Source organism: Agrobacterium sp. CG674 (genome assembly GCF_053521645.1).
This window is the reverse complement of record NZ_JBNWDZ010000007.1, coordinates 185975-198756: the sequence shown is the minus strand read 5'-3', so window position 1 is coordinate 198756 and position 12782 is coordinate 185975. Positions and strand designations below refer to the sequence as shown.

Here is a 12782-nt window from a genome sequence, read left to right as displayed (position 1 = left end):
ACGGGAGAACGTCCATGACCATTCTCGGGTGGCTGCAGATCAGCCTCCTTTTCCTCGCCGTGCTCTGCGTTGTCAAACCGCTGGGACTTTACATGGCGAAGGTGTTTTCAGGTGAACGAACCATTCTGTCGCCGGTCTTAAGCCCCATCGAGCGTGGTATTTATCGCGCCGCTGGCGCCAGCCCGGAAAAAGAACAGAACTGGCTTACCTATACGCTGTCGATGCTTGCCTTTTCACTGGCGAGCTTTCTCGTTCTTTACGCGATCCTGCGCCTCCAGGCCTATCTGCCGCTCAATCCGCAGGGCTTTGCAAACGTACCGGCGGATCTGGCCTTCAACACCTCTGTCAGCTTCATTACCAACACGAACTGGCAAAACTACGCCGGTGAAGCGACCATGAGCCATTTGAGCCAGATGGTTGGGTTGACCGTTCAGAACTTCCTGTCGGCTGCCGTCGGCATCTCGCTTGCCATGGCATTCACGCGTGCTTTCATGCGTTCGCAGGCCACAACCCTAGGAAACTTCTGGGTCGATATGACCCGCGCCACGCTCTACGTTCTCGTGCCGCTCGCCATCGTTATCGCGCTTGTTTTCGTGTGGACGGGTGTGCCGCAGACGCTGGATGCCAGTGTTACGGCAACCACGCTTGAGGGTGCACAGCAGGTGATTTCTCTTGGGCCTGTCGCAAGCCAGGAGGCTATCAAGCAACTGGGCACGAATGGCGGCGGTTTCTTCAACGCCAATGCGGCTCATCCATTTGAAAATCCAACGGCATTTGCAAACTACGTCAACATATTTGCCATGCTGTGCGTTTCATCCGCGCTCGTCTACACTTTCGGCCAAATGGTGGGCAACCGCCGCCAGGGCTGGGTGCTGTTGTCGGCCATGGCCACTCTCTTGATTTCGGGTGTGGCAGTAATCTACTGGGCGGAAGCCTCGGGCAACTCCATCCTGACATCGCTGGGCGTGGATGCGCTTCAGGGCAATATGGAAGGCAAGGAAGTGCGCTTCGGTCAGGCCATGACCGCTCTTTATGCAGCCGTGACGACGGGCCTTTCCAACGGTGGCGTCAACGGCATGCACGGCTCTTTCACAGGCCTTGGCGGCTTGGTGCCCATGTTCCTCATCCAGCTCGGTGAAATTCTGCCCGGCGGTGTTGGTTCTGGTCTTTACGGCATGCTCGTCTTTGCGCTTCTGGCCGTTTTCGTGGCTGGCCTGATGGTGGGGAGAACGCCCGAATTTTTGGGCAAGAAGATCGAAGGCCGGGAAATGAAATGCGCCATGCTGGCGGTTCTCATCCTGCCGGTTGCTATCCTCGGTTTTTCAGCGGTGTCGGCCATGCTGCCCATGGCGGTTGCCAGCATCGGCACAGCGGGTCCGCACGGGCTTTCTGAAATTCTCTACGCCTATACGTCGGCCGCTGGCAATAACGGCTCGGCGTTCGGGGGCCTCTCCGGCAATACGCCCTGGTACAACACAACGCTTGGCATTGCCATGCTTCTGGGTCGCTTTGCCTATGTCATTCCTGTCATGGCTATTGCTGGCTCGCTTGCTGCAAAGGTCAAGGTTCCCGCCTCCAATGGTACGTTCCCGACGGATGGCCCGCTGTTTGTCGGCCTCCTGATCGGCATCATCATCATTCTCGGCGGGCTGCAATATTTCCCGGCTCTGGCACTTGGCCCGATCGTTGAACATTTCGCGATGCTCGCTGGCCAGACCTTCTAAAGGAAAACACTCATGTTACAAAAGCCAGCACAATCTGGTCTTTTCGATCCTGCAATCGTCGTCCCCGCCATTCGGCAGGCCTTCGTGAAGCTCGATCCCAGACAACTCTACCGCACACCTGTCATCTTCGTAACCGAAGTCGTGGCCGCCATGGTGACCGTCATCTTCATTCGCGACCTGCTAACCGGCAACGGCACAGCTGGGTTCTCCGGTCAGATCGCCGCATGGCTCTGGTTTACGGTTCTGTTTGCAACCTTTGCCGAGGCCGTGGCCGAAGGCAGAGGTCGTGCACAGGCCGAAAGCCTGAAGCGCAGCCGCTCGGATCTCAACGCGCGTCGGCTGGATGCCAATGGTGTGGCGCAGTCTGTTCCCGCCACCATGCTTGCCGTGGGCGATATCGTTGTCGTTGATGCCGGGGAGCTCATACCCGGCGATGGCGAGGTGATCGAAGGCGTCGCGTCTGTCAATGAAAGCGCCATCACCGGCGAATCTGCTCCGGTTATCCGCGAGTCCGGCGGTGACCGTTCGGCTGTAACGGGCGGAACGCAGGTTCTGTCCGACCAGCTCAAAATCCGCATCACCACCCCGCAGGGCGCAAGCTTCGTGGACCGGATGATCGCGCTCATCGAAGGTGCCGAACGACAGAAGACACCGAATGAGATAGCCCTGTCCATTCTCCTGTCCGGCCTGACGCTGATATTCCTGATCGTCGTTATTACGATCTGGGGCCTTGCTGGCTACTCCGGCACTGTCCTCTCCGTAACCGTTCTGGCAGCTCTCCTCGTCACCCTCATTCCTACCACGATTGGCGGATTGCTGTCGGCGATAGGTATTGCGGGTATGGATCGCCTCGTTCGCTTCAACGTCATTGCCACGTCCGGCCGTGCGGTCGAAGCGGCTGGCGATGTTGACACGCTACTGTTGGACAAGACCGGTACGATCACCTTCGGCAACCGCATGGCGGCGGATTTCATTCCGGCTCCGGGCGTGACCCAGCACCAGCTGGCAGAAGCCGCCCTTCTTGCCAGCCTGTCTGACGAAACACCGGAAGGCCGCTCCATTGCAGCACTTGCCACTGGAGAGTTCGGCCTTGCTGCACCAAAGGCTGTGGTTGACAACACGATTGCATTCAGCGCCCAGACCCGGCTTTCCGGCGTGGATATGGGCACCCATCAATTGCGCAAGGGTGCCATCGATGCCGTCTTGAAGTTTACCGGCATGACCGACAAGGACGCTCCGCGTGAATTCCTGCAGGCGGTTGAAAGCGTGGCTCGGTCTGGCGGCACGCCTCTGGGTGTGGCAGACGGCAAACGCCTGCTCGGCGTTATCCACCTGAAGGACGTGGTGAAACCCGGCATCAAGGAACGGTTTGCAGCCCTTCGCGCCATGGGTATTCGCACCGTCATGGTCACAGGCGATAATCCAGTCACCGCCGCAGCAATCGCTTCCGAAGCCGGTGTCGATGACTTCCTGGCCGAGGCAACGCCCGAAGACAAGCTGGCCTATATCCGCCGCGAACAGCAGGGCGGTCGCCTGATTGCCATGTGTGGTGATGGCACCAACGACGCGCCAGCTCTGGCCCAGGCCGATGTGGGCGTGGCCATGCAGAGCGGCACGCAGGCCGCACGCGAAGCCGCCAACATGGTCGATCTCGATTCCAGCCCAACCAAGCTCATCGAGATCGTCGAAATCGGTAAGCAGCTTTTGATGACGCGTGGATCGCTGACGACATTTTCCATCTCCAATGATGTCGCCAAATATTTTGCGATCATCCCGGCCTTGTTCGTCACCACCTATCCAGCACTTGCCGCCTTCAACATCATGGGCCTGTCCTCGCCGCAATCGGCAATTCTGTCTGCGGTCATTTTCAACGCCCTGATCATAATCGCGCTCATTCCTCTGGCGCTCAAGGGCATCGCATACCGGCCATCCAGCGCGGCCGCCCTGTTGCGCCGTAACCTCCTGATTTATGGCCTAGGCGGTTTGCTTCTGCCCTTTGCCGGAATCAAGATTGTCGATCTCGCCGTTTCGGCCCTGCACCTGGTGTAATCATGCTTAAATTTCTTCGACCCGCATTTGTCGTTCTTGTTCTCCTGACGCTGGTGACCGGCGTTGCCTATCCGCTGGCGGTCACCGGCATTGCTCAGCTTGTCATGCCGCAGCAGGCGAATGGCAGCGTCATTCGTCAGGGTGATGCTGTTGTCGGCTCTGCCCTGATTGGCCAGAATTTCACGTCCGAGCGCTATTTCTGGCCGCGCCCTTCGGCAACTTCGCCTGACCCCTATAATGCTGCTGCGTCTTCCGGCTCAAACCTTGGCACGACGTCCGCCAAGCTGAAGGACCGTGTGGCCTCTGATATCGAACGGCTGAAAACAGCAGGCATCACGGGCGCTGTTCCTGCCGATAGCGTCACCGCATCCGGCTCGGGTCTTGATCCGCATATTTCGCCGGAATTTGCGCAGGCGCAGGTCGCCCGCGTGGCTGCTTCGCGCCAATTGACTCCCGAACAAGTGCAAAATCTGCTTCTTGAACATACCGAGAAAGCGGCTCTTGAAATTGTCGGTGAGCCGCGCGTGAATGTGCTAGAACTCAATCTCGCGCTGGATGCGCTCAAGAGCTGATACGAATGCCGACACACGAGCCTTACGAGACAAACCGTCCCGATCCTGATGCATTGCTTGCCCTGGCGGAGAAAGACCGCCGGGGCAAGCTGACGATTTTTCTAGGCGCTGCCCCCGGTGTCGGCAAGACCTATGCGATGTTGAACCGGGCGCAGCGATTGCGTGGCGATGGGGCAGACATCGTCGTCGGGCTTGCCGAAACCCATGGTCGCACCGAAACATCCGCCCTTCTGGACGGGCTTGAAATCTTGCCGCGGCTATCGGTGTCCTACCACGGCAAGGATTTGCAGGAATTTGATCTTGATGGAGCGCTTTTGCGAAAGCCCGCCATCATCATCGTCGATGAACTTGCCCATTCCAACCCGGAAGGCTTCCGGCATCCTAAACGCTATCAGGACATAGACGAGCTGATCGAAGCGGGTATCGATGTGTGGACCGCGCTGAACATCCAGCATCTGGAAAGCCTGTCCGATCTCGTGGCACAGATCACGGGCGTGAATGTGCGCGAGAGAATTCCCGACACCGTGCTGAAAAAGGCAGATGACGTCCTGCTCGTTGATCTACCGCCCGCAGAACTGATCACGCGCCTCCAAGACGGCAAGGTCTACCTTCCAGCGAGTGCCAGACGTGCTGCCGACCGCTTCTTTCGCCTGGGAAATCTGACGGCGCTTCGGGAGCTGGCGCTTCGGCGTACCGCTGACCGGGTGGACGACCAGATGATCGATTATCTCAGGCAGAACGCCATCGAAGGCCCATGGGCTACCGCCGAGCGGTTACTGGTCTGCATCGGTGCGGATGGGCTTTCCGAGAAGGTCGTGCGTGTGGCGAGCCGCCTTGCTTCGGGCTTGAATGCCCCGTGGCTGGTCGTCAATATTTCTCATTCTGACCGGGAGACGATGGACGACGACGATTTACGGCGCATCGATGACACCTTCCGTCTTGCTGAGAAGCTGGGGGCTGAAACGCGCCGGGTGACGGGTACTGATTTCGTGACCGAGATCATGAAGCTTGCCAAACGCGAGCACGCCACGCAGATCGTGATCGGTTCGCATTGCCGACGGTGGTTGCGAAATCCGTTGCGCACAAGCCTCGCCGATGCTCTCTCGCAGGAAACGAGCGGCATTGGTCTGCACCTTGTGACTGCGGATGACAATACGTCGCGTAAAACCGGTCGAAAATTCGTACTTCCGCCTTTGCCGACCCTCGCAAGGCCTTTCGGCATCGCCTTTACATGCGTGCTGCCAGCGGTGCTGCTTGGCGCGCTGATTGACCGCATTGTCTATCTTCCCAATATCTCGCTGCTATTCCTGATCGCGGTGCTGGCTGCTGCCACCTATGCCGGTTTTGCCGCAGCCCTGATGGCGGCGATGCTTTCGGCGTTGGCCTATAATTTCTTTTTCATACCGCCGCTTTACACCTTCACCATCGCGTCTCCCCATGAGGTGTTTGCGCTCTTTATCTTCGTTGTGGCTGCCGTACTTGCGGGTAGTCTTGGCTCGCGCATTCGCGATCAGGCAAAAACGGCGCGGGCACGGGCAGCGGCCATGCAGGCGCTCTATGATTTTGCGCGAAAGCTTTCCGGCACGGCCGATGTCGATGAGGTACTGTGGGCTTCCGTCAGCCAGTTGCATGCGGGCATCAATCGCAACATCGTGCTTCTGCGACCCAACGGCGATATGCTGGAAACGGCAGCCGCATGGCCACCCGATACCGAACTTGGCATTTCCGAGATAGCCGCTGCACGATGGGCCAACTCCAGGAAGGAAGCGGCGGGGGCTGGCACGGGCACCTTGCCAAATTGCCGATTTCAGTTCAGGCCGCTCACCAGCCCGCATGGTGTTGTCGGTGTCTGTGGTTATGAGATTGGCAGCGAACCGCTTGATTCCAATGCCGAGCGCATGTTCTCCGCCATCATAGACCAGACCGCAACGGCAATCGACCGTGCGCGCCTGTCATCGGAAAGCGCAAAACAGGCGGTGCGGCTGGAAAGCGAGCGTTATCGCGAGGCCCTTTTATCCTCCATATCCCACGATTTGCGCACACCGCTTGCCACCATAACCGGTGCCGTGACGAGCCTTCGGGAACTGGGCGAACGGATGACGCCGGAGAGCCGCGACGATCTCTTGCAATCAATTGAGGAGGAAGGCGCACGTCTGAGCCGTTTCGTTGCCAATCTGCTCGATATGACGAGAATTTCCACCGGGACACTTCAGGCCAAGCGCGAATGGGTTGATGTCAGCGATGTTGTGCGCTCCGCAGCAGAGCGTGCGCGCAAATACTTCCCCGCACAGAGTTTCGAAACCGGCATCGCGACGGATTTGCCGCTGTTGCGCGGCGACAGCGTGCTTCTGGAACAGGTTCTGTTCAACCTTCTGGATAATTCAGCGAAATATGGTGGGGGGGAACCCGTCAATATCTATGCGCGCCGGGATGGCAAAGAGCTGGTGTTATCAGTCACGGATCAGGGCAAGGGCATTCCCGCCGTTGATCTCGACCGGATCTTCGAGAAGTTCTACCGCCGCTCGAAAACGGATGGGCGCTCACCCGGAACGGGCCTCGGCCTCTCCATTGCCCGTGGCTTCGTGGAGGCGCTTGGCGGACGCATCCATGCTGAAAGCCCGGCTGTGAGAAAGAGGGGCACTCGTATTGTCATGCGTTTCCCGATAGAGGAAAAAGAACAGACTTTGGGATCATCATGACACTTGCCCGTATTCTCGTCGTAGATGACGAACCACAGATCCGGCGATTTCTGCGGCCAGCGCTGGTTGCCGCCGGTTATGATGTCATTGAGGCCGAGAATGGTGCCGAAGCGCTGAAAGCAGTGGCGACCGCTGCGCCCGATGCCGTGATCCTGGACCTTGGCTTGCCGGATATGGATGGCAAGGACGTGATATCAAGTCTTCGCGGCTGGTCTGACATTCCCATTATTATTCTCTCCGCACGTGACCGCGAGGTGGAGAAAATTGCTGCCCTTGACCTGGGCGCTGATGACTACATCGAAAAGCCGTTTGGAATTGGCGAACTGACTGCCCGCATCAGAACGGCGATGCGTCACCGGGCAAATGCCGGTAAGGCTCCTTCCATCGTGCACGCGGACGGTCTTGTCGTCGATGTCGTGCAGCGCATCGTGTCGCGAGACGGTCAATCCATTCGGCTGACGCCCAAGGAATACGATCTGCTGACACTGCTTTCGCAGCATGCTGGTCGCGTCGTCACGCACAGAACACTTCTGACATCGGTATGGGGACCTGCCCATGAAGAAGACCTGCATTATCTGCGTGTCTTCATTGGCCAGCTTCGTCAGAAAATCGAGCGCGATCCGACGCAGCCAAAGATTGTTCAGACGGAACCCGGTGTCGGATACCGCCTGATCAGCGATTAGAGCGCGAAAGCATCGACGCGCTTGCCCAGGCGATTGAAGTGATCTTCCAGCGCAGCGAGGTCAGGTGCCGCGGGGATATTGCCCATAGCGGCTTTAGCCTGGTCTCCCGTAGGCAGGGCCAGAGCTGCCGTAATCAAAACGGTTTCGCCTGCGGCTATCGCACCGCGCAACTGCGGCACCAGCGTGCGGGGATGGATGAGATTGGTGTTGGCAATCGCCAAATGAGCCAAGCCATCGCGCAGCGATCCAGGCGATAGATCGACAATTGCGCTGATATCTTGCTGACCAAAGCAGATGGCTTTGCCGTTGCTAATCTCAGACGTATCGCGGTTGAAGTCGGCGCGTTCGATAGCAAAACCGCCTTCGGATGTTTCTAGGCCGTAGGGAGTTTTGATCCGGTGAACTCTCACATGCCACGGGTTTTGCGGTATGAGCCATGTTTCGACCACCACATCCCGCCACGGTCGCCAGCGGGAATACAGCTTATCGCCCGAAATAAGCGCCTCTTCCATCGTCTCGCGTGTACGGAAATGAATGCCATCGTCCGATAGACCCAGCATGCCATCGAAGCTCGCTGCTGCAAAATGGCGGTCGTCTGCCTCGATGTTGAAGGCATAGCGTGTTGAATAGACAAATTTCGAATATTTCTCCTGCGCGCCGCGCATCTTGTCATGCTGCTGGCCGGAAGAGAGGACAACCACATTGCCTGATGTGTGGAACGCGACCATGCCGGGCTTCGACAAAGGGATCGGTTCGGCAAATGTTCCAGGCGCGGCTTCTTCCGCTGTCCAGAATGGATGGTCGGCGGTAAGTGCCAGAGGTAGAAAGAACTTGAGCGCCCAGTAAGGCGAGCAGGGGGAATTATAGCTCTCGCTCATCAACAGGTTGGGATAGCCATAACCGATGGATAGTACGCCATCGCGATCACAGATCGGCAGCTTTGACCACCATCTGATGTGGCGCATGTAATAGCCTTTGACCTCAGACCACGGCAGCGCCTCCAGATTGGCAAAGGCAAGGCCGCCCCAGAAACCGCCTGCCGCGAAACGATAGGTCTGGCTGCGCCCAAAGGCGAGCGAGGCGCCGTCTGGCCCGAACCAATGGCGTATATCGGCTGAAAAACTTCTGGAGCGCTGAAGCAATCTTGCTTTTCGCTCATCATCGCCAGTGGCGAGAACGCTATAGATCAAGCCGTAAAAGTGCATGGCGAAGGGGACGTAGTGGTCAACCCGACGCACTGGCCCATCGCGGTACCAGCCATCGCCGATGTCAAACGCTTCCAGCTCATCGAGATAGGCGTCCGTCTTAGACGTGTCGAAAGTGACCCCGACCCTGGTGAGACCGAGATCGATCAGCACGCGGAAGAATTTCCAGTTATTGTCAACGAATTCGCGGTCACGCGCAGCCAGAAGATAGTCGGCGACGACCTGTTTGTCGGTCTCGCTCAATGGCTCCCAGATGTGCTGCGGCACCAAGGCCAGCGCAAAACCAATGGCTGCCAGTTCCACCAATCGTTGGTTTCTGTCCGAGACATCGCCCCAATATTCGTCGTGGTGAGGATTGGTGCCGTTTGCTAATCCGCGCCGGTACAGGTCCCAATGCGGAAAGTCATATCCGCCCGCGGCCAAGGGAACGATACCCCAAAGCGGCCGTGCAAAACCCTCAAGCTCGGCAGCAGGAAAATCGAATATTGCCCCCGTTGCACTCAGCCGCACTCTTGCGCCACCTTCAGAGAAATACGGCAGAAGCGGATTGAAAAGATCCATCACCGCTTTTGCAAGATCGTCCCGCGTCTGTAGCGGATTGTGAAAAAGCGGGTTGGCCTTGGCGCTATCGTGATGCACGGCAAATCTTCCAATTGGGATCATGAAAACGGCGGTCGCGAGGTGCCCCCGCGACCGCCTGTTGTTTATTTGATGGCTTTTACGCCATCGTCCATGTCCTTGATGCCATCTTCGATAGAGATATTGTCGGTCATCAGCGCATCATGGACGCGGTTCAGAACAACCTCGATCTTTGCGGCATTCGGGTTGACGGCCATTTCCAGATAGGCCTTGCCAGCTTTCAGCGCATCCTTGCTGTTCTGGTCTTGTGGGAAGCCAGGGAGGGCTGCGATGGTCTGCGCGACAGTGTCAGAGCGTAGCGCCGGGAATGTGCCTGTCGAGGCCACGATGGCGGCACCTTCTGGGCCGGTCACGAACTTGATGAAATCAAGTGCTGCTTCCTTATGCGCGGAGTTGGAATTGACCGAGAGGCCTGAAATCTGCGCAGCGGTCGTGCCTGCTACCACACCATCGGGATGCGGGAACTTCACGATGCCCCAATTGGCGCTTTTGGATTCGCCCGATTTTACCTTGGCGATCTGCGTTCCCATGAACCATGTTCCCATGGGAAGCATGCCAATGGTGCCGTTGAAGAACAGGGCAGAATAGTGTGTGTTGGAGGTCTTCAGCGATGCGTAGGAGGGGATTGCGCCGCTCTTTTGTAGCGCAAGCGCACGCTCGTACCAGGGCTTCAGAAACGTGTAATTTCCATCCACCAGCGTCTGCTTGCCATCCTGAATACCGGGCAGTTGAACGGTTGAGCGCCATGTGTGAAGCAGCGCGCCGTAGACGCGGTTTGCCCCCATGCCGCCCTTGAGCTTGGTGGCGATCTCATCAAACTGTGCCCATGTCATATCATTGGTGGGGTAGGGGACGCTTGCCTTGTCGAAGATGTCCTTGTTGTAATAGACGATCCAGAAATCCGAGCGGAACGGCAAGGCGTAGATCTTGCCTTCGACCGTCATTTCCTCAATTAGACCGCCATATCCTTTCGGGTCGATCTTCTGGTCTTTCATATAGCTGCTGAGATCGGTGATGTTTCCGGCACGCACAAGGTTGGCATAGCCGGGAACATCCTTGATGGTGACGATGTCGATGTCTTTGGAGCCGCCGGTCAGCTGCGTTGAGATCATCTGTGTGTAGTCCTGCGAACCGAGATCGACAGGCTCAAAGCTTACATTGGGGTGCTTGGCTTTATAGGCATCCATCAGCGGCTTGAAATAGGCGCCTTTATCAAGATCCCAGAGCGCCCATTTGAGCGTGACAGGCGCATCGCTCTGCGCAAAGGCCGCGCCGCCCATGCTCATGGCGATGCTGATACCTGCGGTGGCCAAAGCGAATGCACGTCGTGTTGTGTTGAATTCCATAGTCGGTTTCCTCCCGGACTGTGTTCGATTTTTAGTGATCTTGTGAATAACGTGTCCCTGTAAGGCGAGAGTTCTGCGCCTGCGCTGCGGCAAAGCAGATCGCAAATATGCCAAGCGAAAAATTGATCGTGGCGGGCATGAAGACCGACACCGGATAAAGCAGGATATGCGCCAGCCAGAGTGCGGCCGCGAATGCCAGAGCTGCAAACATCGGCAAAGGTTTTACCAATGCGAGAAGAGCGGCCCGCCGAAAAAGGGTTGCAAGCGAAAGCTCGTGCGTGACGGTCAGCACGATGGCATAGGCCGAACCTAAGGCGACAAAAACGGTCATGACGAGGCTGACCGCCAATGGCAGGCTGTAGATCAGCGCATCCTGAACCAATCTTGCATAGGTCATGACGGCGCATATGCCAGCAGCCATCACCAACGCGCAGACAGCAACAAGAAGGGTGCCGCGAAATGCGTAGCGCCGAAATGCTTCTGTAAAATCGCTTAGCAAATAGGTGTTTTCATCCGCAACGATGGAGCGTGAAACCCGTGCCATGGCCAGCGTTGCCGCCGGGATCGTTACCACAAGCAGGCTGGCTATCAGGAAGAGCAGATTGAGCTTCACCAGTTCCCACCATTCCCGTTTGAGAATGTCGAAGAACAGGGCAAGGCCAGTGGCGCGCGGGGCATCCTTGTCGATCCCGGCTCCCTCCCTTGTCCACAGCCCTTCAAGCCATTGCATCGTGCGCCTCCCAGCGGTTTAGTAGAGAATGGAACGTTCCGTTTGTGGGTCGAACAGCTGCGCGCCGGTCAGGTCGGCCACGAGTGTGATGTCATCGCCAATTTTGCCTTTGAAGCGCGGAGACACACGCGCAATAAGCGCCTTCCCGCTAGCCACGAGATTAAGATGAACCTCCGATCCCATCGGCTCGGCGAGTTCCAGTGATGCGTTGAACGGCACGGTATTGGCCGCATCGATATCTGCTGGCGCAAACTCGTGAAAATTCTCCGGGCGAATGCCAAGGATTACATTCTTGTTTTCATAAGGCCGCAGCCGTTCCACATCGATATTGGCGGGCAGAGGCATGGGCTTTCCGTCGAAGACTACAGTGAAACCTCCACCGTCACGCTTTAACGTTACCGGCAGCATGTTCATCTGTGGCGCGCCAATGAAACCGGCGACGAACATGTTGATGGGGCGGTCATACAGCTGCTGCGGTGTGTCTACCTGCTGAATGTGCCCGTCTTTCATCACCACGATGCGATCTGCCATCGTCATCGCTTCGATCTGGTCATGCGTCACATATATGAAAGTCGCATTCAGCCGTTTGTGTAGTTTGCTGATTTCGGCGCGCATCGTGCCACGCAACTTGGCGTCCAGGTTGGATAGCGGTTCGTCCAGAAGAAAGACTTCCGGGTTGCGCACCATCGCACGGCCCAGCGCCACGCGTTGGCGCTGCCCGCCGGACAGAGCTTTTGGTTTGCGGTTCAAGAGATGGGTAATATCGAGAATATTGGCTGCTTCCTTGACCTTTTCGTCAATGAAATCGCGTGGAGCTTTGCGCAGTTGCAGACCAAACGCCATGTTTTTGTAGACCGTCATATGCGGATAAAGCGCATAATTCTGGAACACCATGGCAATGTCGCGGTCCTTGGACGGCACGTCGTTCATCACATCATCGCCAATGCGAAGCTCACCGCCGGAGATCTCCTCCAGCCCGGCAATCATGCGCAGGGTTGTGGACTTGCCGCAGCCAGAGGGGCCGACCAGAATGATGAATTCCTTATCGGCAATTTCCAGATCGATATCGTGAACGACCTTGAGCGCGCCAAAGGTCTTGTTCAGTTTTTTCAGCGAAATGCTTGCCATTGTTCCC

Annotated in this window: 9 protein-coding genes; 5 read left to right on the top strand and 4 right to left on the bottom strand. The window is 57.3% G+C overall.

The genetic code is table 11. The features are described 5' to 3' along the window. Positions 1-14 precede the first annotated feature (14 nt). The 5 genes from kdpA to ACQZ51_RS18635 are packed head-to-tail and all read left to right on the top strand — an operon-like array spanning position 15 to position 7727. Positions 15-1724, top strand: coding sequence for a potassium-transporting ATPase subunit KdpA (kdpA, locus tag ACQZ51_RS18655; protein WP_448779493.1), 1710 nt, complete (start codon positions 15-17; stop codon positions 1722-1724). Between the two features lie 12 nt (positions 1725-1736). Further along, positions 1737-3773: a potassium-transporting ATPase subunit KdpB gene (gene kdpB, locus ACQZ51_RS18650; protein WP_448779492.1), complete on the top strand. Its 2037-nt coding sequence runs from the start codon at positions 1737-1739 to the stop codon at positions 3771-3773. A 2-nt stretch (positions 3774-3775) separates the two neighbouring features. Next, positions 3776-4345, top strand: coding sequence for a potassium-transporting ATPase subunit KdpC (kdpC, locus tag ACQZ51_RS18645; RefSeq protein WP_448779490.1), 570 nt, complete (start codon positions 3776-3778; stop codon positions 4343-4345). 5 nt (positions 4346-4350) lie between these two features. Further along, positions 4351-7044 (top strand): ATP-binding protein, encoded by a 2694-nt coding sequence (locus ACQZ51_RS18640; protein ID WP_448779489.1) that lies wholly within the window; start codon positions 4351-4353, stop codon positions 7042-7044. Continuing rightward, positions 7041-7727: a response regulator gene (locus tag ACQZ51_RS18635; protein WP_448779487.1), complete on the top strand. Its 687-nt coding sequence runs from the start codon at positions 7041-7043 to the stop codon at positions 7725-7727. Before ACQZ51_RS18640 ends, ACQZ51_RS18635 begins: the two co-directional genes overlap by 4 nt. Here ACQZ51_RS18635 and ACQZ51_RS18630 read toward each other — a convergent pair. From ACQZ51_RS18630 to ACQZ51_RS18615, 4 genes are all read right to left on the bottom strand, one after another. Then, positions 7724-9571 carry a DUF2264 domain-containing protein gene (locus ACQZ51_RS18630; protein ID WP_448779485.1) on the bottom strand — a complete coding sequence of 616 codons (1848 nt, stop codon included), beginning with the start codon at positions 9569-9571 and terminating at the stop codon, positions 7724-7726. The genes ACQZ51_RS18635 and ACQZ51_RS18630 overlap by 4 nt on opposite strands. 65 nt (positions 9572-9636) lie before the next feature. Next, positions 9637-10917 carry an ABC transporter substrate-binding protein gene (locus ACQZ51_RS18625; RefSeq protein WP_448779484.1) on the bottom strand — a complete coding sequence of 427 codons (1281 nt, stop codon included), beginning with the start codon at positions 10915-10917 and terminating at the stop codon, positions 9637-9639. Positions 10918-10948: 31 nt separating this feature from the next. Beyond that, positions 10949-11647 (bottom strand): DUF624 domain-containing protein, encoded by a 699-nt coding sequence (locus ACQZ51_RS18620; protein ID WP_448779482.1) that lies wholly within the window; start codon positions 11645-11647, stop codon positions 10949-10951. An 18-nt stretch (positions 11648-11665) separates the two neighbouring features. Next, positions 11666-12775, bottom strand: coding sequence for an ABC transporter ATP-binding protein (locus ACQZ51_RS18615; protein WP_448779480.1), 1110 nt, complete (start codon positions 12773-12775; stop codon positions 11666-11668). Positions 12776-12782 lie beyond the last annotated feature (7 nt).